Origin of the sequence: Oceanobacillus luteolus, from assembly GCF_042678205.1 — a bacterium.
Lineage (GTDB): Bacteria > Bacillota > Bacilli > Bacillales > Amphibacillaceae > Oceanobacillus > Oceanobacillus luteolus.
In genome coordinates this window covers 34,472-60,080 of record NZ_JBHUDE010000018.1, presented here as the reverse complement: position 1 = coordinate 60,080, position 25,609 = coordinate 34,472, and the positions used below count along the sequence as shown (strand labels likewise).

Sequence of the window (25,609 nt, the reverse complement as noted above, 5' to 3'; positions counted from 1 at the left end):
TAATCAATAAAAAAAGGAATTACTTTTTAACCAGTGTTAACACGAAAAAATATGCGAAAATCCATGAAGGATAATCGCATATTTCTAACTTCATTCATTAAATTTAGTCTTCATTAAACCATAATGCATCTTTGATATCAACATCACCATTATAATTGATCAGAATCTCATCTCCTGCTTTTATATCGGTGAAAGCATAGAAGTTGAATGTATGCCCCTCGAAATCAATTTCATAATTCGCATTCGGTTCATATGAATGATTGAACAACATTCCATAACCAAGAAGTATTGCCGTATGATTGATTCCATACTCAAATGCGTAGTCCGCTAACAACGTCTTCTCAATATGTTGATGCTGATCATTAGGATAGGAAATCACGGGCGCTGCATGTAATAACTCTCCTTTTTTAATATCACATGTTGCGAATACTCCTCGATTGAATTCTCCATCGCTTAATGAGGATGTTTTAATTTCTATCATGTTGGTCACCTACTCACTGTTTATTTTATTTCTTTAACTTTAATTCCGTATGATGATATAAACTAAGTAAATCAGATAGGCACCAACAAGCACTAAACCTTCCCGCTTCCCAACCCTGAAGCTGGTCCTGGAGAAAGCCAATAATATGACAGTCAGTACTATCATAAGTATAACATCAATAAATATTTTATCGTTTGCTTGTAATGGAGAAATCGTTGCAGAGGCGCCGAGTACAAATAAGATATTAAAGATATTACTTCCAACAATATTACCAAGTGCGATTTCGCTTTCTTGTTTCAACGCCGCAGTAACGGAAGTGACCAGTTCAGGAAGAGACGTTCCAATCGCAATAATCGTTAACCCCACCAGAGTTTCACTCATTCCAAGGGAGTAGGCAATTTCTGTACCATTATCAACGACCAAATCTCCTCCAAATATGATTGCAGCTAAACCTAATATAGTGATCAGTATATTTTTCCCCCATTTGAGGTCTTCAGGTATAGGATCTCCAGCTGTATCTTTTCGATTTTTTAGTCCAATTTCGATCACATAGTACATAAAAATAGATAAGAACAATAAAAATATAAGCCCGTCACTACGTGTAAGCAAATTCATATTGGCTCCCTGCAGTGCCATATCACTCATTAGAATGAGCAATGCAACACTTGCAAGTAAGGTAAAAGGAATTTCCTTTCTAATCGTCTCATTCTCAACTTTCAAAGGGTAGATAAAGGCTGCCAAACCTACAACAAGGGTAATATTAAAGATATTGCTTCCAACCACGTTTCCCAGTGAAACATCTGCACTTCCTTCCAATGCAGCTATAATACTGACAGTCGCTTCGGGTGAACTTGTCCCCAATGCTACAATGGTCAACCCGATTAACATAGTCGGAACCCGCAGCAATTTAGCAATATTAGAAGATCCGTCTACAAAGAGATCGGCACCCTTTATCAACAATCCAAAACCAATAATCAATAGTATATATGCCATGCTTTTGTTCTACTCCTTAAACTGTCTTTACTTTTATTGGCTAACTACTATTTAGTCATACCCGATTATTAAGTAATTAAAAAGTGAACGTAAAAACACTTTTAAAAGGTATTTAATACATTACACTTTCTGATGACTCCCATACTTTTTGCGAATATCAAACAAAAGATGTATCAGGCTTGGATAATACGGAATAAATTCTCTTTTCTTGATCATAGAAAGGATTTCTTCCTTCGAAGCCCATTTGACTGATTGTACTTCTTCTTGTTGCAGCTTTAAGTTCTCTATGTTAACTTCTTTTTCAATTAAGTAAATATCATCAAATCCTGTTTCAAAATTAATTGTAAGATGGGGCCTTACATTTTTCAGGTTTATTTTTAGCCCTAATTCCTCTTCTGTCTCCCTCTCTGCGGCTTCTTGACTACTGTCACCTGTCACAGCACTTCCTCCAACAGATAAGTCCCATTGATTTGGCCAGCTATCCTTAAAAGGCTGCCTTTGTTGAATCAGCATTTCCCCTGCCGAATTAAAAATGCAGACATGCACAACGACATGATATTCACCTTCTGAAAATTCATCCCCGCGACGAATAACCCTATTCTGTTTGATTCTATCCATATCATAAATATCCCAGAATTCCATTACTTCCCCCTAAAATTAAATGTATTTTTTATAAACATTTGAGGTAATTTCACCAGTAAAAATTAAGCTGCCAGATAGTAGCTCACTGGCAGCTTTACTCAGAATTATCCAATCTGCAACGTAATCTTCCCAAAATTTTTTCCTTCTTCCATATACTTCAAGGCATCTGCAGCTTCACTAAGCGAATAAGTTTTATCAACGTATGGCGAAATTTTATGTTCTTCAAAGAAATCGACCATATCTTGAAAATCTTCAGGGCTACCCATCGTTGTCCCTTTTATATCGATTTGTTTGAAAAATACATGTGGAAGCACCAACTCTTTAACCGGGCCTCTAGTTGCTCCAAAACTTACAATTCGGCCTGCTGGGTTACATAGATAGATGAGATCTTTGAACGTATCTCCTCCAACACCGTCAATAACAAGATCTGCTCCACCCATTTCTTGTTTCAGTTCTTTCGCCCAATTTTCGTTTCGGTAATTGACCCCACCTTTTGCACCTAACTCTTGTGCCTTCACAAGCTTCTCGTCACTGCTGGATGTCACATATACATTTGCCCCATGTGCAACAGCAATTTGAAGGGCAAACAGTGCAACACCGCTCCCGATACCCGGAATTAAAACCGTTTCTCCTTTGTTGAGATTCCCTCTGTACATTAATGAACGGAAAGCAGTCACCCCAGCCAAAGGAAGGGCGGCCGCTTCCTCCCAAGATAAAAATTCCGGTTTTGGAGCGATATTTTCTGCCGGAACAATTATATATTCAGCATATGTACCATCAGAAGGCATCCCTATTATCCGGTGGTCTGGTCCAGAGTAAGCCCTGTTTTCTCCCCATTCCAAAGCTGGATTAATGATCACCGAGCTTCCAATGTTAATATTAGAGACTCCTTCCCCAACTTCAACTACCTCACCTGCTCCGTCTGCTCCTAAGATGGACGGAAGATTCATACCCGGGTACATACCGTAAGTGATAAATAAATCTCTCCGATTTAGTGCAGCATATTTGAGTCGCACCAACACTTCATTTGCTTTCGGACTTGGAACATCAACCTCTTCATAACTTACTTTATCAGGACCGCCGACTTCTCTTAAGACAATAGCTTTCATCTGCTTCCCCTCCTATATACTTGAACGAACGTTCACTCAACATCCACATTGAACATTTACTATTTTCAGTTTATTACAACACTTATTCATTTACAAGGCCTTACTCTATACTAGAATCCTCCATGCATTTTGCCCATTCCTGTTCCAGAATACTATACAGTAAAGAATCCCTCCAACCATCCTTGGCTAAAGGATGTTCTCGGATTACACCTTCTTTCTTCAATCCAAGTTTTTCTAATACTCTAGATGAGCCGACATTTCTTGGATCACAAGTAGCAAAAATGCGATGTAGTTTTATTTCTTCAAATCCAAAATTTATTAATAGATTGCCAGCTTCTGTAGCTATACCATTCCCCCAATAGTTCGGGCTTATAATATAGGAAATTTCACCAACTTTATTTGAGATATCTCTTATGTTAAGCTCTACTGCTCCGACCATAACCTCTTCATATATGATTGCCAAAACGAATCTTGTTCTCGGTCTTCTGCTTGAATCTTCCATTCCTTTTAAGACATAATTCTTGGATTCTTCTTCCGTATTCGGACCCCAGGTTTGATATTCGCTTACGATATCTTGTGAAGCGTATTGATGAACATCGCTCCAATCGCTCTCAGCAAGCTCTCTTAATAACAATTTTCCGCTAGAAAGGTTAACATTTTCTATTAAAAACATCTCCTGTCTATACAATTCCTTCATAGATCCTGTGACAGTCGAATCATATCAACACACTGTATTCCATTTTCAAAAATCTCTTCCTCATAATGTCTTATGAAAAAGTCTCTATCGACACCACTTATTCTAAATCCGCACTTTTGATAAAGTGCGAGCTGTCCTATACTTGAATTTCCAGTACCTACTTCAATAGTTTGATATCCTTTATCTTTAGCTGTTTGAATAGCATGCTTAACCAGCTTCTTCCCTATGCCCTGACCGTGAAATTCTTCTGCAACAGCAACATTAACCAACTCTACTGTTTCAGGCCTTGTCGGTAACAATACATACACACCAACAATCTCAGATTCCATTTCAGCTAGGAAACATTCTCCCCTTTTCACATACTCTTCTACTATTTCACGGGAGGGATCCGCTAAAAGCAGCAAATCCATTGGAGGCATTTCATCTATTCTTAATAACCTTATTTCCATCTGATTCTCCTTATCTATGAAACCATTTTTTCTTTCCTTGTCTTCTCATCAATGAATTTAAAGTACGGTAAACATATACCAACTAAAGACATGACACTGATTAATAATCCAATCAATAAATATAATGGCCGCACGCCAAACGCTTCACTTAATGCACCTCCAACAAGTACTCCCAGTGGCATGGCTCCCCTAATAATGAGCAAACGAACGGAAAATACTTTGCCCATAAGATGATTAGGGACAGTTTGCTGGCAAATTGTCGTATTATGAATGCTGAAGACGGCCATCGCGATTCCTCCGATGACTTCTGTTGTCAACGCTAAAATGATACTATAGTTGAAGCAAAGTGCAATAAAAGTCAGACCTCCTATGAATAGTGATCCAAGCATGAGATATCTACGGCTTTTGTATTTTATTCTTGTCACTAGCATTGCACCAATTATGTATCCGATTGGAAATCCTGCCATGAAATAACCATATTCAGCATATGTACCACCCAGCTCTTCGGTAATATAGGGAAGAGTTGTAACCATCGTCACCCCTACCCCAAATTGAACAAATGCCAAAAAGACTCCTAACCAAACAATAATTTTCTGAGTGAAGAAAAATGATATTCCTTCGGTGAAATCCGCAATCCATGTTTTTCTTTCTTTTATGTTATTTCTCTTTTCCCTGATAAAAAGTAATGTACATCCACTGAGGATCAGTAAAGTGCTTACAAGGATAAGAGTGATGTGGACACCAGTATATTCAATTACAACTCCAGCTACCAATGGAGATAAAAAGGTCATGAGACGAACAGTTCCATCTATGTACGCATTCGCGGATTGTAATTGATCTTTAGTTACAATTGTTGGTGTAATCGCTTGGTTTGCAGGCACATACAATGGAGTGATTAAACCAACAATGCATTGAACTGCGTAAATCTGCCAAACTTCAAGGGTTCCTGTTAGTAATGCAACCAACGGAACAAGAAAAATAGCTCCCCTCATCCATTGAGAAAATATCATAATCCACTTTCTGCTCCAACGGTCGATGTAAGGACCGATAAAAAGCTGCAGAATCAGTGAAGGGATAAAATATAAGAGCCACATACTGCCTAAAGCCAATGTTGAGCCCGTGAGTTGATAAACTAATATAGAGTTACAAAACGTACCAAATGCCCCACCAAGTTCGGAAATTCCATTTCCTAACCATGTAGCTACGAACGAGCGATTTTTTAGTATAGACGGATTCATAAGTCCTCCCTTTAATTGTTATTGCTGAGATTCATTCAATCATAGTTACTGAACAACATCATTTAAAACTTTAAACTTTTTCGGTATAACGACTGCATTACAAGCTTTTCATAAAATTCAAGAGGACCAGCTTCTCCAATTACCGCATACTCATAGCCTTTTGCCTTCATTTCATATAAACTATAGTGAAGCAGAGCATACCCTATTCCCTGAATTCTATTTAATAATGAAATGCCCATTGGACCGAATAAACCTTTCTTTTTCCTAACAACATCATAGCAAGCGAATCCCATGATTTGCTCGTCTTCCCATGCAAGGTAAATTGGAATATTATCCTGACTAAGTCCATTCTCAATAGCAGTTAGCCACCCTTCCCCAAATTCTCCCTTCACAAAGCTTTTCAATTCTACTGCGTCGCTTCGTTTTGCTTTTTTTAAAATTATTTTACTCACCGATATAGCTGGTAACGAATAATCCCTCAAAGAAACAATCATATCTCTTGGATAAGCTACACTATGAAGAATCTGATCAATATCTACTCTGCGCAACATCGCTTTTGTTAGACACTCGTCGACTTTACATATCGCCTCAATAATATAACCTTCGTTCAAATACACTTGACCGTAATGGTTCATCCGTTCCTTCGCCTTCTCCATTACTAACTTAGTCGTTTCTGATATAGGAATGGAGAAAGGTTGATAAGAAATCCCTGACTCTCCCTTATCAAATTTTGTCTTTTTCACTTCATCATAGAGTATATCCGGAAGATTTGGATAATTAATATACAATTCAGCTACTGTTTCGGTTCTAATTTTCAGCAAACCTAACAATAAATGGATAGGATAAACGATGCCAGTCGTCTTTTCCGCTTCCATTTCTGCAAACCTTATAAGTGCTATAGATCGCTCGGTATAACTCAACAAACCACTCCTTGCCATTGAACCTCACCAAATATCCGGACAAGCATCTCCATCATTAATTCGACAAAAAGGATGCATTTCCTCTTTTTGGAAAGCATCCTATGAAATCTATCTTTATTGAATATCACGTATGAGGGAAACTGCATATTGCAGCTTCGTTTATACTTTAAATCTCTCCTTAATCATTTCAGCTACTTCTTTCGCACTTAAATTTGTGTTGTCAATCTTAATATATTTATCTTTCTTTATCTCTCCATCAAAAGAATTCAATCGATGTTTTTTCATTGATTCCTTCAGTTCCTTTTCGGACCATTCCACATTTCTTTTCGTAGGTTTGTGTTCAAGTCTATTGGGACTTTTATTTCTCTCGATCCTTTCATCCAACGTTGCAGTATGTTCTACAAAATAGACCGTACCACCATTGGTTTCAAAAATCTCACATACTTGTTCAACATAATCCCAATCGGATTGTAAATTAAAAGCCCATACGAAAGTAAAGATCAATCCATCCAAATCACTCTTTGCCACAACTTTAAACATTTCCATCCGAAAATTATTCACTAATTTCCACATTTCCGGGGTAAATCCTAATATTGGTGCGACTAAATCAATCGTCATATGGTTATGAAATAACTTCAAACCGGTTATTTTCTCCAATTCCTGGCCTACTGTCATTTTCCCCACTGCCTGAGGACCAAATAGACAAGCTTCATGAAATCGCCTCCAATTAATTGATAAATAAAATTAAGTTCACTAGGATTGTTATGATTCCTAAGGCGTAAGGAAAACTAGTAATCTATAAACCTCTATTCTAGCAAATCTTTTATTCTTTTCCGCCCTAATAAACCCGTGCTAATATAACAAATGAAATAAATACGTTACTAATCATCAGTCCAGTTAGAATATTAATCGCTGCTAGTGCTGATATGTTAATTATTTCAAACTGTAATAGAGTTTGTAAAACTATGGAGTAAAATAAAAAGGCAAAATAGCTGTAAAACATACCTTTTTGCTTAATCAGTTGCATTCTTTCATCCTTATGAAAGAATTCAGGTACTAGATAGCTAATACATAAACACATGATAGCTATAGCAAATGCGATATAAGTGAATGGTACGGGAGCGCTATTCGCCATAACAGCTACAAAAATTAAAAAGATCCCCAATAATAAAAAGCCTCCACCCATTACAGCATAAGTTATACGATCATTCACGTCATTCATCCCCCTCTTCCAAAATAAAAATATCTTCCACATAGACATTGAATATTTTTGCAATGTGCAAAGCCAATGGCAATGATGGATTATACCTTCCTTTTTCGATGGATATGATGGTTTGCCTTGAAACACCTAGTTCTTTAGCTAAACGTTCCTGAGAGTAATTTCCCTTTTCACGATAATCTTTAAGATTATTTTTCAATCTTTTCACTTCCTTGGTAAGTTACACCAAATAATAAAGTAAAGTTAACTTAACGTCAAGGCCCCTTTACAACAAAATAATAAAAAAACTGTATCGGCTTAGTGATACAGTTATGACAAAGTAATAGCTACTGTCTTTTAAATAAAACCAGTCCCATTAATCAAATCAATGGGACTGGTAGAACTTAATATCAGTAAGATCATTAATAAAAGTGTGACGAAACTTTTATCCATTATTCAAAAGCTTGTCTATTAGTTATTTTGGTTAGCTAGTTTGCTATCCAAAGAAAGAATTGTTTTATCAGCTAAAATAAAGTAAACCGACATTGCCAACAGTGCCAAGTCAAGTTCATAACCGGCCATTTGCCCGTTGACTAGGAAGCCTAATGAAAGTTTCGCTGTAAAAATAGCCCCTAGCATGATTAGAGCCAATAGTATACTAATAATTCTCGTACCAATTCCTAAAATAAGGGCAATTCCTCCTATAAGCTCAATCGCAGCTACTACATATGCTAGAAAACCTGGTATCCCAAGACTATCAAAATATCCAGCCGTATTCGCAATTCCTCCTTGGAATTTATCTAAACCATGAATAAAGAATGTCAGTCCTAGTACGACTCTCAAGATAACTTTTCCAATTTCATTCATATTCATTTGAATCCTCCTTTCCTTATCTAGTTACTTTACGTAAGTTAATTTATGTTAGTTATTATATTTTGTCAAGTAACCAAATTCATTTTTATAAATCAGTAATATTTTATGTTATAATAAAATGGAGAGAGGTGAAGGAAATGAAGCAACCAGCTATATGCCCAAAATTTGAAGGCGGTATCATTATTAAGTCAGAAATGGACCGCATTAGTTATTTATCAGTTGCTATCCGGCACACAACGTTTTTCAGAGATTCAATCAGCAATTGGCATAAGCGGGAAAGTTCTTTCTGATCCCTTGAAGGATTTAGAGGAGAAAAATATAGTTAAACGTGAGGTTATTCCAGAAACACCAGTCATCATCGAATATTCCTTGACTGAAAAAGGTCGATCAATCGAACCTGTCATACGGGATATTGAAAGATGGTCGAAGCAGTGGGTTCAGGAAGAATCAACTTCATCTTAAATTTTTAATTAAAATAGACATGAACAGGATGAATCCTTTGTTCATGTCATTTTTTATTTTTTGAAATCTTTGTCCTCACTTATGAAAACTAATTCTATAATTCTTCCAAAGCTAAAAGAGGCGTTGAACTAGACCCGCCTCTTCCATATGGTAATTGTCTTTTCATGACATATAGATTATTTATTTAATCGCTACTTATCCGTCAATCTAGCCCATGTATACACTATCGCATGTTCCCGGTTGTGGCTCATAAAAACAATGGCTTTTAAATTGACCAGTATGTGGTTGACCATACCAAGTCGGAGGACATGGAGCATATGGATTAAAATACCATAAAGCATAATATGCTGGATGATCTCTCCAAAATTCCAAATTTTGTCTAGCTAACCTTCTTTCCGTGTCTCTCGCTCGTTGATAAAACATATTTCCTTTTTGAACCGCTTCAAACGAAAAGTTTCCTCCTTGTACCTGAAAAATGACATCTTCAATAGTCCTTACATCAGTAAAGTCTAAACAGTCTGCCACGGCACGATTCACTATTACATTGCCAACATATAACATCCCTTGTTTTCCTTCACCCTCGGCCTCAGCCCGCATCATCCTTGCCATTAAATCGACATCTGCATCTCGATACTTAACTCTCGCCATATTTACACCTCCAAAATATAGTATGAAGAAAGCCTATATTAATTTCATTGTTCTTAAAATAATCATCTTCACTAAACAAATTGAGCAAGTAATTGATTAAACTTATCTCGTTCTTCCCAGAAAGCGCCATGTCCACTATATTGAAAAGGAACTAGTTGTGAACTCATTATTTTTTGGTTGAGCTCCCGAGCCTGATCAAAAGGGATAACCTTATCATGGATACCATGAATGATAAGAGTAGGCACATGAATAAATGGAAGATCTGAGTATAATTTCTCATCTCTTAATGTATTAATTATCGCAGCAGTCGACCAACTGGCCGCTCGAAAACCCATTTGCATAAACCAGTCAGAAAATGGTTTAGTTATATATTGAAAGAAGAAACCGTCTGTAACGGTCTGCATCATTTTCGGACGATCATTTAGCACTTCTTTTAAAAAATCATCTGCAGTTCCAGCTGTGAAGCCTATTGGAGCAGCAGCATCTACAAGAACTAACTTCGAAACACCAAATCCACTGTGACGGGACATGTATCGAATAGCAATTGCACCACCAGTAGAATGACCAAGGAGTGTGAAATTGTTTAATTGAAGTGCGTCAACTAAGACTCGAATATCATCTGCAAGCCTGTCAAAGGTATATCCCTCAAATGGTTTATCCGATTTTCCAAACCCTCTCCAGTCAACGCCAATACAACGATATCCCATGGCAGGAAGGACATTGAACTGATACTCAAATTGTTCATGACTCAGCGGCCAGCCATGTAAAAATACGATTGTCTTACTCCCTTTTGGGTTTAAATCTTCCACATATAAATCTACATCCGATTCTACAGTTACAAAATACCCCATGAAACTCCCTCCTTGTTAAAAAGGCTTTATCAATAGGATATTCGTTATAAAGATATAGGTGAGGGCCTATCTTTGTAAATCCAAGATGCCAAGAGATCCTCTCAACAATAAATTGATGAAAATAAAACGCAACAGCTACAAAAATCACCTAAGCCACTTGAGGACTTTTACACTCCTCCCTCCTTCTAATTGCCATTGGATAGGGCCCTAATCAGTACACTCCCATGTTTAACAGCTAGATTACAGGGAAAATGTCCTACTGAATAATTGAGAAATAAACTTTATTTGAAGGATTACCTGAATCAAATTAATGAAGTAATAATATTTAATCCATTCATGCAGGAGTGAAGGAAGTGATTAGGTTAATTTAATACACCCTCTACAAATGCTATTCACTAACAACTTAAGAAAGGGTTGACTCATGTGTTAAGTATTCTGATTGGCTTAGTAATGTTGATGGCTTTAGCCTATCTGGGATGGTCCATTATTTGGGTGGCACCTTTAGCGGCTGGGGTCGTTGCTTTACTAAGCGGCTTAGATGTTTATGAAACATATACAGGACCTTATATGGAAGGTTTGGTCGATTTCGTCAAGAGCTGGTTTCCGATTTTCTTATTAGGTGCTGTATTTGGGAAATTAATGGAAAAGACGGGTGCAGCTAGATCAGTCGCTAAAAAAGTGACCCAATTAATCGGGGAAAAACGTGCCATTCTTGGCGTTTTAATAGCTGCTGCGTTACTGACTTATGGTGGAGTGAGCTTGTTCGTTGTTGTATTTGCCTTATATCCAATCGCACTTGAATTATTTCGTGAAGCAAATATTTCTAGAAAATTGCTTGTCCCGACATTTGCTCTAGGGGCGTTTACTTTCACCATGACTTCCACACCAGGCACACCCCAAATTCAAAACCTAATACCGATGGATTATTTCGGCACCACACCAATGGCAGGGCCCATCATCGGTATTGTTACTACTTTAATCATGGCAGTTGGTGGATATTTTTGGCTGGCATATCGAGGAAAGAAAATGGCTGCTAAAGGGGATGTGTTTACGGAACCCGACGATCAAAAAAAACCGGATGAGGATGAGGGTGTTGAAGAGAAGGATCCAAACTGGATTATCTCCCTCATTCCGCTCGCGATTGTCGTCATATTGCTTAATCTCGTAAAGTTGGAACCATTATGGTCCCTTCTCATTGGGGTTATCGCAATAATGATTCTGAATGTGCAAGATTATAAAAGATTCATACCGTCCATCAATGATGGTTCAAAAGGAAGTGTAATGGCGATTCTCAACACAAGTGCAGCCGTAGGTTTTGGGGCTGTCATCGCCATTGTTCCAGCTTTTGAGGACATTACTTCTTGGTTGTTAAATATTTCCGACAATCCATTAGTCGCTGAAGGTCTTGCCGTTCAGGTCATGGCAATCATTACCGGTTCTGCTTCTGGTGGACTAGGGATTGCCTTGAGCACGCTAGGTGATACATTTGTAGAGCTCTCACAAACAACAGGGATTAGTCCAGATGTGTTCCACCGTATTGCCGCAGTGGCATCCGGAGCATCGATATTCCCTAATAATGGAGCCTTGTTAACACTTATTGCTGTAACTGGGGTAAGTCTTCGAGACACGTATAAAGATGTATTCGTCGTTGCGTTTGTCATACCAACCATCGCATTAGTTGTAGGAGTTATTATGGGTGCGATCGGACTGGTTTAAGATAAATAAATTTATAGAATAAGAGGAGGAATAAAATGGTAAAAAATAAAGTCGTTATTATTACAGGTTCCGCACGTGGGATTGGATTCGAAATTGGCGAGCATTTTGCCCAAGCAGGAGCTAAGGTTGTTCTCTCCGATATAAATGAAGAAGGCGTAAAGGCCTCTGCTGAAGAACTGCAAAAACGTGGATTTGAATCAATTGGAGTTAAAGCAGACGTGACAAGTGAAACAGAGCTGCAAAATCTGGTGAACATAACAAAAGAAACATACGGTACTGTAGACATTCTTATTAACAATGCAGGATTACAGCATGTCTCCCCAATTGAGGATTTCCCGACAGAAAAATTTGAAATGATGCAGAAAATCATGTTGACGGCACCGTTCATTCTTACAAAACTCGTATTCCCAATCATGAAAGAACAGGGGTGGGGCCGAATTATCAACGTTGCGTCAATCAATGGATTAATTGGATTTGCTGGTAAAGCTGCTTACAATAGTGCAAAACATGGTGTAATTGGTCTAACAAAAGTTGCCGCTCTAGAAGGTGCTTCAGATGGTATCACGGTGAATGCTCTTGCTCCAGGATATGTAGATACCCCGCTTGTACGTGGACAAATTGCCGACTTGGCGAAAACACGTAATATTCCGGAAGACCGAGCACTTGATGAAGCAATTCTCTCTCAAGTACCACAAAAGAAACTATTAGACGTCAGTGAAATTGCAGACTATGCATTATTCTTAGCGAGTGATAAAGCTAGAAGTGTTACCGGACAAGCAATTGTTATTGATGGCGGTTATACTGCTCAATAATTATAGAAAACGCATGGAATCTCCTAACTTGATTCCATGCGTTAATTTATATCAAATATAATAAGTAAATTTATTTGTTATTCTCCTGTTTCAGCAAATTGGCTGATACGTTCACCAATTTCATCACGAACACGTTGAAACACTGCCCAAATCTCTTCTTCTGTACCTTCTGCTTTTGCCGGATCATCAAATCCCCAATGTTCTCGTTTCACATGTGGTGGCGTTACAGGACAACGATCAGCTGCATCACCACATAGTGTTACGGCAAGTGTTGCTTTGTTCAGAAAATCTATATCAATCGTTTCAGAGTGTTGCTGAGAAATATCTATTCCCACCTCATTCATTGCTTTGACAGCTTTTGGATTCAAACCATGTGCCTCAATTCCAGCACTTCTGACTTCCCAGTCTCCTCCAAGAAGTTTTTTCGCCCATCCTTCTGCCATCTGACTTCTGCAAGAGTTACCAGTGCATAAAAAATAAATTGTCTTTTTACCCATATCGAATCACCTCTTATAGAATAATTAATGTTAAATATAAACCAAACAATGTAATAAAGAGAATTGGTATTGTTAGTATTATTCCTGTTTTGAAATAGGTACCCCAAGAAATCTTGATCCCTTTCCTCGATAACACATGCAGCCAAACTAATGTTGCCAGTGAACCTATAGGTGTAATTTTAGGACCCAGATCAGATCCTACAACGTTAGCATAAACAAGTGCCTCCCTTAACACACCTGAAGTGTTTGTTTCCGCAATTGCCAAGGCATCAATCATCACAGTCGGCATATTATTCATAATTGATGATAGAAATGCAGCAATGAATCCCATACCAATTGTAGCAAAGAATAAGCCTTCCACAGCAATAGTTTGAATGACACTTGCGAGTGCAGATGTAAGACCTGCATTTCCAAGTCCATATACGACGACATACATTCCGATGGAAAAGAATACAATATCCCACGGTGCACCTTTTATCGCTTTTTTCGTATCCACTACAGAACTCTGTCTACCCATCAAGATAAAGAAGATAGCGATAGTTCCTGCAATGATTGAAACCGGGATATTAATCAATTCACTAGTAAAGTAACCAATCACTAATAGACCTAGGGCATACCATGATAAGCGAAACATTTTTTGATCCTTAATCGCTTTCTTTGGTTCGTCCAGTTTTGTAACATCATAGGAGCTTGGAATAGTTTTTCTAAAATAAATTAGTAGCACTGAAATGGTTGCAATGAGTGAAAATAGATTCGGTATCACCATCCGTGAAGCATACTCTGCAAATCCAATTCCAAAGAAGTCTGCAGACACGATATTTACTAAGTTACTAACGATAAATGGTAATGAAGTTGTATCAGCAATAAATCCACTCGCCATGACAAATGGAAATATCATTTGATCTTTAAAGTTTAAATTCCGTACCATCGCCAGTACGATTGGCGTAAGAATTAATGCAGCACCGTCGTTGGCGAATAAGGCAGCAACAATGGCACCTAATATACTAATATAGACAAACATTTTGATTCCGTTGCCCTTTGCAAATCGAGCCATATGTAAAGCAGCCCATTCAAACAATCCTACTTCATCTAAAATTAATGAGATAAGTATGATAGCGACAAAAGCAAGCGTTGCGTTCCATACAATTTCCGTCACTTCAATGACGTCACTAAATCCTACAACTCCCGTTAATAAGGCAACGACTGCCCCGCCTATTGCCGACCAACCAATATTTAACCCTTTTGGCTGCCATATGACAAATACTAGAGTTGCTATAAATATTAATATTGCGAGTATAAGTGTTGCCTGCAAAATAATTCCTCCAATTTAACAACAAGAAGTTCGTATACCTTCTTCTTCCAATTTCTTAAATTTATCATCTTGACTCGGTAACTGTTCCAAAACCAAGTGAACAAATGAATAATATTCATGCTCCTTATCTATCGAATAAAAGATCCACTGACCTCGTCGCTCTTCATAAACAAGACCGAGATCTTTCAATTTCCGTAAGTGTTGGCTCACCGCTGGCTGGCTAATTTGAAAAATCTTCACAAAGTCACATACACAACAAGCATGATTATCCATTAATTTCAACATCGTCAAACGTTTCTGGTCACCAAGCAATTTTAAAATATGCGCTGCTTTATCCACTTCTATTACACGTTCCAACATCTCGATTCCCCCTTATAGAGTGACTAGATAATCATATAACTATTTGCTTATATACTCAACAAAAAAATACTCTTCAACAAAGCATTTTATAGCAGTTAACTATCAACTCTCTAAACTATCGCACTTCTATACAGCGTACTTAAGCGTTTAATCATACAAAGAGCAAGCATGAACCGACTCTACTCAAACTTATTTTCTATCGGCACGTACAATTTTACGAATACATTACAAATTCATTTCATAAGCATATATGGACGAATACCTAATACAATTTTCACTTAACAAATGAACCTTGAATGGAGTGTTCATATGAAGAAACATGCTGTATTGGATGTAGCTCAGCTGAAGACATATTTTTATTTAAACAATGGTCAAGTTGCAAAGGCAGTTGACGGTGTTTCATTATCCATATCACCAGGAGAAACGGTAGCGATCGTGGGAGAATCTGGTAGCGGAAAGAGTATTACAGCTCTCTCCATTATGAAACTGATTAATAAACCCGGTCGGATAGTAAATGGGGAAATAGCTCTCAACGGAAAAGAAATGCAAGCCTTATCAGAAAAACAGATGACAGGAATTCGAGGAAATGACATCGCAATGATATTCCAAGAACCGATGACTGCATTGAATCCAGTCTTCACCATCGGAAATCAGATTACTGAAATCCTTAGGAAGCATAAAAAAATGAACAAAAAAGATGCACAAGCTAAAGCAATCCATTTACTAAAAACGGTTGGAATTCCTCGAGCAGAAGAAATCATCCATGAATATCCTCATCAATTATCTGGTGGTATGCGACAACGTGTGATGATTGCAATGGCCATTTCCTGTGACCCTAAATTACTAATTGCAGACGAGCCTACTACTGCATTGGATGTAACAATCCAAGCACAAATCCTAGACCTTATGCTGGAAATGAAAGAGAAGTTCCATATGGCATTACTGTTAATCACCCATGATTTGGGTGTCGTGTCGGAGTATGCAGACCGTGTGCTTGTCATGTACGGAGGACAAATTGTAGAGCAAGCAAAAACGAAAGAACTATTACGACATACCAAACATCCTTATACCCAAGGATTAATGCAAAGTTTACCGAAATTGGATGAGGATGTGGATCGCTTAGGAACGATTAAAGGAATGGTCCCGCCAGCATATAACTTTCCAGCCGGCTGTCGTTTTTCATCCCGTTGTCCTTTTGTCATGGATAAATGCAAGGTAAGCAACCCGGAATTAACCGAAATAGACACCGATCATTTTGTTCGTTGTCATTTATATGAAAATGCAGGTGATGAATCATGAATACAGAACAGAATACAAAAAACGACGCACTTATACATGTAAAAAACGTAAAAAAATACTTTCCAATCAAGGGAGGTGTCTTGAAGCGAACCATCGGTCATGTAAAAGCGGTGGATGATGTCTCCTTCTCCATAAATAAAGGGGAAACACTTGGTATAGTCGGGGAATCCGGATCTGGTAAATCAACGTTAGGCAGGGTGATGCTGCGACTCCTTGATCCGACAGAAGGAAGCATCCATTTTAATGGTATAGATATATCCCATCTAAAAAGAAGAGAAATACGTCCACATCGCCGAGATATGCAAATTGTCTTCCAAGACCCGTTTGCCTCGCTTAATTCGAAAATGAGTGTAGCAGAGTTAGTGGAAGAACCACTACTTGTACAAACAAAACTAACGAAATCGGAAAGAAGAGCAAAGGCAATCGAAATGATTGAACAAGTCGGATTACGAGCAAAGGACCGATTAAAATACCCACATGAATTCTCAGGAGGACAAAGACAACGAATCAGTATAGCAAGGGCTCTCATTACAAGGCCAAAATTCGTCATTTGTGATGAACCCGTCTCCGCGCTGGATGTTTCGATTCAAGCACAAGTATTGAATTTAATGAAAGATTTACAGGAAGAATTTAATCTCACTTACTTATTCATCGCCCATGATTTAAGTGTCGTAAAGCATATCAGTGACCGCATCGCGGTGATGTACTTAGGTCGTATCGTTGAGATAACCAATAAAAAAGATTTGTACGAAGAGCCACTTCATCCATATAGTCAAGCATTACTTGCATCGATACCGATTATCGATACAGGTGAGGCTACAAAAGCAAAGAAAGAAAAAATCACCTTGACTGGTGATATACCAAGTCCTGCAAATCCTCCATCCGGATGTTCTTTTCGCACAAGATGTCCTTTCGCTCATGAACGCTGTAAAGTGGAACGACCAGAATTAATCGAGAAAGAAAAAGGTCATTTCGTTGCCTGTCATTTATATGACAAGTAAATCTAAGATTTATAGGAGGTGATACACTGACAGAAATATATTAAGCAATAATTCGATCGTCAATAAGGAAATACAAGGGGGAATTATGTTGTTTAAACGAGTTAAATTAGGAATTACACTTTTAATCCTATTGTTCTTATTAGGTATTCTAATGGCTGCGTGCAATAGTGAAACAACCGATCCTGAACCGGAAGAGCCTGAGGAAACCGAGGAACCAGCTGAAACGGATGAAAGCGAGGAAGAACCTGCAGACGAAGGTCCGCAAATGGGTGGAACACTAACAGGAGCAATGGATACAGCACCGGCCGGTGTGTTCAACCCGATTTTCTATCAAGAAGCATATGAAGCCAATATTTTAGACTTCACACACGAAGGACTTGTAAGTCAGAACGAAGAACTTGGATTCGAACCAAATCTGGCGAAAGAATGGACGATAAACGAGGACCAGACAGAAATTACATTAAAACTGGAAGAAGGAGTCACCTGGCATGACGGGGAACCTTTTACCGCTGAGGATGTAGTCTTCACCTATAAAGCAATCTCTTCCCCAGGATATGTAGAAGCCGGGGGGATCCGTACAGATTACGCTGTCCGCTTGTTAGGTTATGAAGCGTTTAATAGTGGAGAGACAGATGAATTTGAAGGTGTAGTTGCTGAAGATGATTTGACAGTTACCTTTAAATTTGCCGAGCCAAACGTGACTATTTTAAAGGATGTGTCATTCTCAATCATACCGGAACATATTTTTGGTGATGTCCCTATAGCAGAAATTCCTTCACACCCAGCTACTCTTAATGCAGGAGAAGTCATCGGTACAGGACCGTTTCAATTCACAGAAATGTTGGAACGTGAACAATATGTTTTAACGAAGCATGCCGATTACTGGAATGGTGAACCGTATTTAGATCAGATTGTTTGGCGGGTTGTCGATCAATCTGTCATGCTCGGGCTTTTAGAAAATGGGGAGATTGACTTTATCGCAGATCCTAACGGTGTTCCTGCAGCTGATTTTGAAACAGTAGAAGCACTTGACCATGTTAAGATTATCGAACAAACCGACTTCGGATATCAGCTAATGGGCTTTAAGATGAACCATCGAACAGATGCCGATGTGGAGAGTGGTGCACTCAATCCAGACAACTGGGTTCCAAATGAAGATATGAGTGTCCAACTCATCAGGCAGGCAATGGCCTATGCAATCGATCGGCAGGCGATCGTAGATAACCTATTGTACGGGCATGGTTCCGTCATCAACGCTCCAGTTGCCCAACAGTTCTGGGCGTATGATGAAAGTGCCACCACCGCGTATGAATACGATCCAGAAAAGGCAAATGCCCTTCTTGATGAAGCAGGCTATGTCGATACAAATGATGATGGATTCAGGGAAACGCCTGATGGTGAAGAATGGATTGTCAATTTGAACTATCCTACAGGCAACAAACTGCGTGAAGCCTCTGCCCCGATTCTAGCTCAATTCTTAGAAGCAGTTGGAATTAAAATTGATTTAAGACAACCAAAAGAAATGACCGCTTATGTGGAAGAGTTGACAAATGATAACACAGATTGGGATCTTTATCTAATTGGCTGGAGCTTAGGTAGTGGAGATCCAGATCCATCTGGATTATGGAAGTCGGATGCTGCTTATAACTTCGGTCGCTGGAACAATCCTGATTCTGATCAATTAATGCTTGATGCCATGAAGGCTCCAGAAGCATTCGAACAAAGTTACCGTGAGGAAAAATATAGTGAGTGGCAAGGCCTCTTCTCTGAGGATCTACCTGCTGTCCTTCTCTATGCACAAAATAAAATTTACGGCTTCAATGAACGTCTGAACGGAGTCAATCCGATGCCATACAGCTTTAATAACGATCCACATTTATGGTGGGTATCAGAGTAGGCTGATGGAAAAAGAGCGTGTGCGGCACACGTTCTTTTTCCAACATATACATAAAGAAAATTAAATTGGGAGGGAAAATGATGTACAAGTATATCATTCGACGAGTTCTTGTTTTTATTCCAATGCTTTTTGCACTGACGGTCATTGTATTCGGACTTGCCCTCTTAGCTCCTGGAGATGCCTTAACCGGTCAATCACTCGCTGATCCGAACGTCGACCCTGAAGTATATGAACAACAAAGGGAAGCATTAGGCTTAAATGATCCGATACCTGTTCAATATTTTCGGTGGATCAGTGCCGCTGTACAAGGAGACTTCGGTAATTCAATGGTTTTTAACGGACGATCCGTAGCGGAGTTAATTGAAGCACGATTTGCCAATACACTCTATTTAGGTTTATTTTCATTAGCAATCACGATCATCGTTGCCATTCCAATCGGTATCTATTCCGCCAGACATCCCTACTCATTATTAGATTATGGTGCAACTGGTTTTGGTTTTTTCGGATTATCCATTCCCAACTTCTTCTTCGGCCTCATGGCAATCTATTTTCTATCAATCAAACTTGGCTGGTTCCCTGCACAAGGTACAATGTCTACTCCTGGATTAACTGGGTGGGAAGCATTCTTCAATCGACTTCATCATATGTTTTTACCTGGAATTACACTCGGCTTAGCTGGTACAGCAACTTATATGCGCTACATGAGATCGGAAGTTCTTGACGTACTTGGCAGTGACTATATACGAACAGCAAGAGCAAAGGGTATGTCCGAGAGGAATGTACTATATAAACATACACTCCGCAATGCACTTATTCCCATCATTACATTAATGGGGTTTGAAATCGGTGTACTGTTAAGTGGTGCAGTGATAACGGAGCAAGTATTTCAGTATCCCGGGCTTGGAACATTGTTTTTAAGTTCCGTCACTAATCGGGACTATCCAGTCGTAATGGCAATTGCCATGATACTCGGAGTTCTTATTCTTATAGGTAATTTACTTGCCGATATTTTTTACAGTATTGTTGATCCGAGAATTCGATATGATTGAGGTGAAATAATATGACTACTAAAACAGATGAAACAATCTACAACCAACCAGATAAGAATAACTCCATGGAAAAGAACAAGAGTCCCTTTCAAATAGCCATGCACCGATTTACAAGAAATAAAATGGCTGTAATTAGTGTGTTTGTCTTACTGGCCATCATCATCATATGTATACTCGCCCCGGTATTTACTGATATAAATCCTGAAGAAACTAATCTGCTCCTTATTGAGAAAGGGCCAAGCGAGGAGCATATTCTGGGAACAAATGGGCTAGGGCAGGACAACTTTTCACGTCTTTTGTATGGTGGTCGAATTTCGTTAATCGTCGGTTTTAGTGCTATGTTCTTCACGCTTGTCATTGGTGTCTTATTAGGATCGCTTGCCGGTTACTATGGTGGAAAAATCGATAACATCATTATGCGTGCCACCGATATTATGCTGATGTTGCCATTTCTTGTACTTGTACTTACGATCATGGCTATTGTAGATAAAGTAACCATTGGATTATTCGTTTCAATTATCGCCTTAACGTCATGGCCAAATTTAACCCGTATCATTCGCGGTTCTTATTTATCATTACGTGAACAAGAATTTATACTTAGTGCACAGGCAATCGGTGCCAGTGATTTCCGAATTATTGCCAAGCATTTTATTCCAAACGCAATTGGCCCAATTGTTGTAAACGCTACATTAATGATGGCTACCTATATCATTATTGAATCTGCACTAAGCTTTATCGGGTTCGGTATCCCTCAGCCTACACCAACGTGGGGGAACATGATTTCCGAAGCTCAGAACATAAGAATTTTACGGAACAATCCAGAAGCATGGATTCCTCCGGGTTTAGGTATTTTGATTACGGTGCTTGCAATTAACTTTATCGGCGATGGTTTAAGGGATGCATTTGACCCGCGCAGTAATCAAAGATGATGGGGAAATAAAGGAAACTCCTAAAAAGGATGATACCTTCAAAGGCATCATCCTTTTAGGATAGCAACATTTATTCCATATTACTATCATCCAAATAAGCAACTTCCCATAAATGACCGTCCAAGTCTTCAAATCCCCAAATGTACATGAATCCATGATCTTGCGGTTCATTGAACCTTTTACCACCCGATGACAATGCCTTATTCACTATCTTATCCACTTGTTCTCTGCTTTTTGCTGAAAGGGCGAAGATGGACTCCGCAGAAGTGGTTGTATCCACGATTTCCTTCTTAGTAAACTCTTTGAATCGTTCTTCGCTCATGATCATAGCAAAGATATTTTCACTAATTATAATACAAGATGTTGATTCATCAGAGAACTGTGGATTAATCTCAAAACCAAGCTCCTTGAAGAAATTAGTGGATCTGTTCACGTCTTTTACAGATAAATTGATAAAGATGTGCTTAGATTTAAATGCCATATTATTACCTCCTATGAAATTTATTGACTTATCCCTTCAGTTTTTCATTAGATATCAATAAATATTCCAGATTCAAATAAAATCAATGACAGATAGAAACATGAGAAGGTATTTATGCTGGATGAGCCGAATAAGTTAGAGGGAGTGTGATTTTGTTGTCTTCCAAAAAACTGGAAGCTATACCTGCCTTGTAACACTCAGATTTTGGTTGTCTTTTAACTATGTAAGGTCACACTAAATAGTGAGGGGTTGGTTTTATGCAAAATATAACCAAATTGTTTTTAGAACAACACCACATGCATTGCTATGAGAATGAGTGGTTTGCATCTATGGATCAGGCGCTTCATGGAGCCACCGCAGCAGAGGCAGCCTGGACTAGTTCGGGGACAAGCAATTCGATTTGGCAGATTGTCAATCACTTAATATTTTGGAACGAAGACATAATCCATCGAATCAAAGGCATAGAGAACCCGGATAAGGCAGAAAACAATGAGGAAACCTTTGGACATCCTGGGGATCCAGAAGACGAAGTTGGATGGACCCAGACTGTGCAGCGCCTTAATGAAGTTATGAATAAATTAAAAACGACCATTGCAGATCTTGACGATGAAAAGTTAAAAACTCCATATACAGCTAACAGCTGCTCTATTGAGCGGTTACTCAGCAATATCATCATGCACGATACGTATCATATCGGCCAAATTGTACTGTTGCGTAAGTTGCAATCCTCATGGGGTGGAGTCGATTGGACATAAAAGGGCTTATATCAAAAAACTAGTTATTTGGTTTATTTTCTTCGATTGATTAGAACTAGAAGTTTAGAAGGGAGATTAATTTCTCCCCCTAAACATATCTGTTCCACTTATACTCTTTCCCACTCCATAAGAAACTCTTCCTCAGCAGTCTGTTCATCTATCAATTCCTCTTTTATTACAAAACCATTTCTCAGATAAAAATCAACGGCGTTCCTATTTTTCTTGTAGACTTTCAGTTGTATATTCTTCCTGCGATCCTTTATAAAATTTAATAATCTTTTTCCGTACCCTTCGCCTTGATGCTTAACATCAATAAACAGTGCAGCCAAATAATCATCGACCATGGATATAAAGCCATTGATTTCTTTTTCGTTACTTATCACATATGTTTCAGACATAGGGAGATAAGCTTCCCTCATATCCGTCTGCTTTGATTTCCAATAATCTTTATCAATAAAGTCATGAGCGATTACAGAACCTTCATACCATATTTTTAGTAGTGTATTAACTTCAGTTTTATTGTATTTTCTGATGACCATATTATCATCCCTTCATCGCCATTAATTAAGCTGTTTTTTTCCAATGAACTACCAGCATCATATTCATTTTTCTAGTTTTTATTGTGATGGTAGATAAGTTGGACAACACCCGAAGAAAAACTCTTTGTATCAATTAGTCTCAGATTCACTCTTCCCTCTATATCAGTAAATAAAGGTTTACCCTCCCCTAATACAACAGGGTGAACCGATAGCCTAAATTCATCAACCAAACCTTTATTTATGAAAGTCGTAATAAGACTTGACCCACCATATAGCCAGATGTCTTTACCAGGCTTTTTCTTTAATTTATTCACTTCTTCAACAATGTTATCGTTAATTAAATTCGCAGTATGATTAATCTCTTTTAGTGTTCTGGAAAATACATATTTCTCTTTACTATGAACCTGTTCCCAAATTTCTTTTTCAGTATCCGATTCTTCGTTTTTAGGAATGTATTGCCCCCATATATCGTAGCTCTTTCTACCATATAGAATGGTATCAATTTGATTTAAGAATTTAGCAAAATCCATATCAGGATCCATTATGCACCAGTCAACTTCTCCATTCGGTCCTTCAATAAATCCATCTAAAGTAACTGCTAAATCTAAAATGACTTTTCTTGTTTTGTCATTCATTGCCATACCTTTATCTCCTTTTTCCTTATAAAAATTGGTTAGTAATTGAAATTATTCGTCATGGCAACTATATCCTTAACGGTAACCAATTAAAATATTTCCAAGTACTTATTCATTATTACATAGTGTTTTTAAATGGTAACTGATTACTTCTCTCACCTTTTCTGGAGTATAGACATCTGGTCTTAACAAAGCATGGAATGACAGCCCTTCAATCAATGCGGATAACCGAATTCTTTCTAATTCTACGTTAACTGAATCGGATAAAATCCCTTTTAGAGTTAGTATCTCGATCATTGAATTTGCTAATTCATATGTACCATCAGTCAATTCGTCTTTCTTCTCCTTTAATGCATGACTCGTAAGGGAACGGAGTGCAAAAATCCACCAGACACTCGTTTCAATTTTCTTTTCTTCATCGATTGGTACAAGCTCCAGTAACACTTCCTCCACTGCCTTTAAAGGATCTTCTGACCATTCTTTATCATCAGAGCGTTTTTTACCTGCATCAAAGAAATAGTCCATAATAAACAAAAGCATTTCATCTTGAGTTGAGAAGTAATGTCTTAAAGCACCAGAAGACATGCCGGCTTCTGCTGCAACCCTTCGTATCGATGCTTTTTCAATTCCCTCGTTTTTAATTATCTTCCATGCAGCTTCCGCAATTAATTTACGTTTTTGATCATGATTCACTATTTTTGGCAAAAAAATCACTTCCTTTTTATAACACAGTGTGTTATTATAATTTTAGCACGATGTGTTATAAAAATAATACCACATTACACGAAGGGAGAACTAATCTTTTGATTGAAATCATCGAAACAATGATGCCATCTTCATCAATAGACCTTCCTGTAGCCCTGATAATTATATCCATCTGTGCCGTAATTGATGTGTTAAGCCCTGGGGTGCTTGCTGTTACCGGCTATTTACTACTGACACAACCAAATCAATTATCATCACGACTATTTGTATTTTTGCTCGTTATTCAGTCGGGTTATTTCATGATTGGACTGTTATTATACTTTGGTGGAGATACATTATTGGACTTAATTGACCAGTTATCTAGCTTTGATGTAATCAATTGGCTCTATACAGTTATTGGAACACTTCTTGTTCTAATTAGTTTTATAAAGCCAAAGGAAAGCACAAAAGATCGTCTCACATCATGGATCCCGAGACAAACATCAATTAAAGGAATGATTATTCTAGGAATTATCGTGTTCCTAATTGAATTTATAACGGCACTCCCGTACTTCTACTCGATCTTTCTATTAAATCATCTAACCATTAATCAAGCTTCTTCTGTCTTTATCATATTAGGCTACAATCTTGTCATGGTGTTCCCTTCCCTATTATTGCTGGGAATTAATATGGTGCTTAGAAATAAACTGCAGCATTTCCTGAATAACATAAAATCAAAACTGAATGAAGCACCGGTTTCTTCACTGTTAGTAGCAATCGGCCTAGTTGGTGCAGTCTTTTTCAATATCGGTATCAGAGGTATTTTAAATTAATAATATAAATGAGGTGTAAAACATGAAAGAAATTATTAGCGGAATTAGTTTACTTTTCCTGATTCAAGGAGTAGGAGGTTTAATCAATCATCTGACTGATGGCGGAAAAAGTTGGTTTTTGGTAAATTATATGGATGTATTTCAAGGTTGGGAAATCGGGATGGATATTTTATTGATTGTAATAGGAGGGATTATTGGTTTATTATCCATGAAAAATTCACCGAGAAGTGCGAAATAATCTAAGAGGGG

31 protein-coding genes and 1 pseudogene are annotated in these 25,609 nt (G+C 38.1%); 11 read left to right on the top strand and 21 right to left on the bottom strand.

The features are described 5' to 3' along the window. Nucleotides 1-103: 103 nt before the first annotated feature. From ACFSBH_RS05205 to ACFSBH_RS05150, 12 genes are all read right to left on the bottom strand, one after another. Entirely contained in the window at nt 104-481 is a 378-nt protein-coding gene (locus ACFSBH_RS05205) for an SET domain-containing protein (RefSeq protein WP_285853551.1), read from the bottom strand. Nucleotides 482-520: 39 nt separating this feature from the next. Then, entirely contained in the window at nt 521-1,474 is a 954-nt protein-coding gene (locus ACFSBH_RS05200) for a calcium/sodium antiporter (RefSeq protein WP_251511866.1), read from the bottom strand. Between the two features lie 120 nt (nt 1,475-1,594). Then, the gene (locus ACFSBH_RS05195) at nt 1,595-2,116 is read right to left on the bottom strand and encodes an NUDIX hydrolase (RefSeq protein WP_379596390.1); all 522 of its coding nucleotides are present in this window, start codon (nt 2,114-2,116) and stop codon (nt 1,595-1,597) included. Between the two features lie 104 nt (nt 2,117-2,220). Further along, nucleotides 2,221-3,225, bottom strand: coding sequence for a zinc-binding dehydrogenase (locus ACFSBH_RS05190; protein ID WP_251511864.1), 1,005 nt, complete (start codon nt 3,223-3,225; stop codon nt 2,221-2,223). Between the two features lie 100 nt (nt 3,226-3,325). Continuing rightward, a complete protein-coding gene (locus tag ACFSBH_RS05185; RefSeq protein WP_251511862.1) occupies nt 3,326-3,922 on the bottom strand; it encodes a GNAT family N-acetyltransferase in 597 nt (198 codons plus the stop codon). Further along, nucleotides 3,919-4,371: a GNAT family N-acetyltransferase gene (locus ACFSBH_RS05180; RefSeq protein ID WP_251511859.1), complete on the bottom strand. Its 453-nt coding sequence runs from the start codon at nt 4,369-4,371 to the stop codon at nt 3,919-3,921. Before ACFSBH_RS05180 ends, ACFSBH_RS05185 begins: the two co-directional genes overlap by 4 nt. Nucleotides 4,372-4,385: 14 nt before the next feature. Beyond that, on the bottom strand, nt 4,386-5,609 hold the full coding sequence (locus tag ACFSBH_RS05175; RefSeq protein ID WP_251511856.1) for an MFS transporter: 1,224 nt from the start codon (nt 5,607-5,609) through the stop codon (nt 4,386-4,388). Nucleotides 5,610-5,671: 62 nt separating this feature from the next. Then, nucleotides 5,672-6,547 (bottom strand): GNAT family N-acetyltransferase, encoded by an 876-nt coding sequence (locus ACFSBH_RS05170; RefSeq protein ID WP_379596386.1) that lies wholly within the window; start codon nt 6,545-6,547, stop codon nt 5,672-5,674. A 141-nt stretch (nt 6,548-6,688) separates the two neighbouring features. Then, nucleotides 6,689-7,204 carry a shikimate kinase gene (locus ACFSBH_RS05165; RefSeq protein WP_251511851.1) on the bottom strand — a complete coding sequence of 172 codons (516 nt, stop codon included), beginning with the start codon at nt 7,202-7,204 and terminating at the stop codon, nt 6,689-6,691. A gap of 163 nt (nt 7,205-7,367) precedes the next feature. Then, entirely contained in the window at nt 7,368-7,742 is a 375-nt protein-coding gene (locus ACFSBH_RS05160) for a permease (RefSeq protein WP_379596384.1), read from the bottom strand. 1 nt (nt 7,743) lies between these two features. Then, the gene (locus ACFSBH_RS05155) at nt 7,744-7,947 is read right to left on the bottom strand and encodes a helix-turn-helix transcriptional regulator (RefSeq protein ID WP_251511846.1); all 204 of its coding nucleotides are present in this window, start codon (nt 7,945-7,947) and stop codon (nt 7,744-7,746) included. A 251-nt stretch (nt 7,948-8,198) separates the two neighbouring features. Further along, entirely contained in the window at nt 8,199-8,600 is a 402-nt protein-coding gene (locus ACFSBH_RS05150; RefSeq protein WP_251511844.1) for a DoxX family protein, read from the bottom strand. A gap of 137 nt (nt 8,601-8,737) precedes the next feature. On the opposite strand from ACFSBH_RS05150, the pseudogene ACFSBH_RS05145 reads away from it, so the two are divergent. Next, nucleotides 8,738-9,062, top strand: a pseudogene (locus ACFSBH_RS05145) (winged helix-turn-helix transcriptional regulator). Between the two features lie 207 nt (nt 9,063-9,269). Here ACFSBH_RS05145 and ACFSBH_RS05140 read toward each other — a convergent pair. Next, nucleotides 9,270-9,710, bottom strand: coding sequence for a cell wall hydrolase (locus tag ACFSBH_RS05140; RefSeq protein WP_251511838.1), 441 nt, complete (start codon nt 9,708-9,710; stop codon nt 9,270-9,272). 71 nt (nt 9,711-9,781) lie between these two features. Then, nucleotides 9,782-10,561 carry an alpha/beta fold hydrolase gene (locus ACFSBH_RS05135; RefSeq protein WP_251511833.1) on the bottom strand — a complete coding sequence of 260 codons (780 nt, stop codon included), beginning with the start codon at nt 10,559-10,561 and terminating at the stop codon, nt 9,782-9,784. Nucleotides 10,562-10,984: 423 nt separating this feature from the next. Between ACFSBH_RS05135 and ACFSBH_RS05130 the strand changes: the two genes are divergently transcribed. Continuing rightward, nucleotides 10,985-12,277: a GntP family permease gene (locus ACFSBH_RS05130; protein ID WP_379596381.1), complete on the top strand. Its 1,293-nt coding sequence runs from the start codon at nt 10,985-10,987 to the stop codon at nt 12,275-12,277. 35 nt (nt 12,278-12,312) lie between these two features. Beyond that, complete coding sequence (locus tag ACFSBH_RS05125; RefSeq protein ID WP_251511829.1) at nt 12,313-13,089, top strand: 3-hydroxybutyrate dehydrogenase; 777 nt, start codon at nt 12,313-12,315, stop codon at nt 13,087-13,089. A gap of 77 nt (nt 13,090-13,166) precedes the next feature. Here ACFSBH_RS05125 and arsC read toward each other — a convergent pair whose 3' ends face one another. The 3 genes from arsC to ACFSBH_RS05110 are packed head-to-tail and all read right to left on the bottom strand — an operon-like array spanning nt 13,167 to nt 15,258. Further along, nucleotides 13,167-13,586, bottom strand: coding sequence for an arsenate reductase (thioredoxin) (arsC, locus tag ACFSBH_RS05120; RefSeq protein ID WP_251511826.1), 420 nt, complete (start codon nt 13,584-13,586; stop codon nt 13,167-13,169). A gap of 13 nt (nt 13,587-13,599) precedes the next feature. Next, nucleotides 13,600-14,898: an arsenic transporter gene (locus ACFSBH_RS05115; protein WP_379596378.1), complete on the bottom strand. Its 1,299-nt coding sequence runs from the start codon at nt 14,896-14,898 to the stop codon at nt 13,600-13,602. Nucleotides 14,899-14,913: 15 nt separating this feature from the next. After that, nucleotides 14,914-15,258, bottom strand: coding sequence for an ArsR/SmtB family transcription factor (locus ACFSBH_RS05110; protein ID WP_251511819.1), 345 nt, complete (start codon nt 15,256-15,258; stop codon nt 14,914-14,916). Between the two features lie 309 nt (nt 15,259-15,567). Here ACFSBH_RS05110 and ACFSBH_RS05105 point away from each other — a divergent pair, with 309 nt between their 5' ends. The 5 genes from ACFSBH_RS05105 to opp4C all read left to right on the top strand — a co-directional run bounded on the left by ACFSBH_RS05105 (nt 15,568) and on the right by opp4C (nt 21,433). Then, nucleotides 15,568-16,557 carry an ABC transporter ATP-binding protein gene (locus tag ACFSBH_RS05105; RefSeq protein WP_251511817.1) on the top strand — a complete coding sequence of 330 codons (990 nt, stop codon included), beginning with the start codon at nt 15,568-15,570 and terminating at the stop codon, nt 16,555-16,557. Then, a complete protein-coding gene (locus ACFSBH_RS05100; protein WP_251511814.1) occupies nt 16,554-17,558 on the top strand; it encodes an ABC transporter ATP-binding protein in 1,005 nt (334 codons plus the stop codon). Before ACFSBH_RS05105 ends, ACFSBH_RS05100 begins: the two co-directional genes overlap by 4 nt. Before the next feature lie 85 nt (nt 17,559-17,643). Next, nucleotides 17,644-19,455 (top strand): peptide-binding protein, encoded by a 1,812-nt coding sequence (locus ACFSBH_RS05095; protein ID WP_251511812.1) that lies wholly within the window; start codon nt 17,644-17,646, stop codon nt 19,453-19,455. An 80-nt stretch (nt 19,456-19,535) separates the two neighbouring features. Beyond that, nucleotides 19,536-20,504, top strand: a complete 969-nt coding sequence (locus tag ACFSBH_RS05090; RefSeq protein WP_251511810.1) for an ABC transporter permease — start codon at nt 19,536-19,538, stop codon at nt 20,502-20,504. An 11-nt stretch (nt 20,505-20,515) separates the two neighbouring features. Continuing rightward, nucleotides 20,516-21,433 (top strand): oligopeptide ABC transporter permease, encoded by a 918-nt coding sequence (opp4C, locus tag ACFSBH_RS05085; RefSeq protein WP_251511807.1) that lies wholly within the window; start codon nt 20,516-20,518, stop codon nt 21,431-21,433. A gap of 70 nt (nt 21,434-21,503) precedes the next feature. Here opp4C and ACFSBH_RS05080 read toward each other — a convergent pair whose 3' ends face one another. After that, on the bottom strand, nt 21,504-21,914 hold the full coding sequence (locus ACFSBH_RS05080; RefSeq protein ID WP_251511806.1) for a VOC family protein: 411 nt from the start codon (nt 21,912-21,914) through the stop codon (nt 21,504-21,506). A 257-nt stretch (nt 21,915-22,171) separates the two neighbouring features. On the opposite strand from ACFSBH_RS05080, the gene ACFSBH_RS05075 reads away from it, so the two are divergent. Then, nucleotides 22,172-22,669, top strand: coding sequence for a DinB family protein (locus ACFSBH_RS05075; protein WP_251511804.1), 498 nt, complete (start codon nt 22,172-22,174; stop codon nt 22,667-22,669). A 107-nt stretch (nt 22,670-22,776) separates the two neighbouring features. Here the strand turns inward: ACFSBH_RS05075 and ACFSBH_RS05070 are convergent, their stop codons facing one another. From ACFSBH_RS05070 to ACFSBH_RS05060, 3 genes are all read right to left on the bottom strand, one after another. Next, nucleotides 22,777-23,208, bottom strand: a complete 432-nt coding sequence (locus ACFSBH_RS05070) for an N-acetyltransferase (RefSeq protein WP_251511802.1) — start codon at nt 23,206-23,208, stop codon at nt 22,777-22,779. Between the two features lie 71 nt (nt 23,209-23,279). Then, complete coding sequence (locus ACFSBH_RS05065; RefSeq protein ID WP_251511800.1) at nt 23,280-23,849, bottom strand: dihydrofolate reductase family protein; 570 nt, start codon at nt 23,847-23,849, stop codon at nt 23,280-23,282. A gap of 102 nt (nt 23,850-23,951) precedes the next feature. Then, on the bottom strand, nt 23,952-24,548 hold the full coding sequence (locus ACFSBH_RS05060; protein ID WP_251511799.1) for a TetR/AcrR family transcriptional regulator: 597 nt from the start codon (nt 24,546-24,548) through the stop codon (nt 23,952-23,954). A 98-nt stretch (nt 24,549-24,646) separates the two neighbouring features. On the opposite strand from ACFSBH_RS05060, the gene ACFSBH_RS05055 reads away from it, so the two are divergent. Both ACFSBH_RS05055 and ACFSBH_RS05050 read left to right on the top strand, forming a co-directional pair. Beyond that, the gene (locus ACFSBH_RS05055) at nt 24,647-25,360 is read left to right on the top strand and encodes a GAP family protein (protein WP_251511798.1); all 714 of its coding nucleotides are present in this window, start codon (nt 24,647-24,649) and stop codon (nt 25,358-25,360) included. A gap of 22 nt (nt 25,361-25,382) precedes the next feature. Continuing rightward, nucleotides 25,383-25,598, top strand: coding sequence for a hypothetical protein (locus tag ACFSBH_RS05050; protein ID WP_251511797.1), 216 nt, complete (start codon nt 25,383-25,385; stop codon nt 25,596-25,598). Nucleotides 25,599-25,609 lie beyond the last annotated feature (11 nt).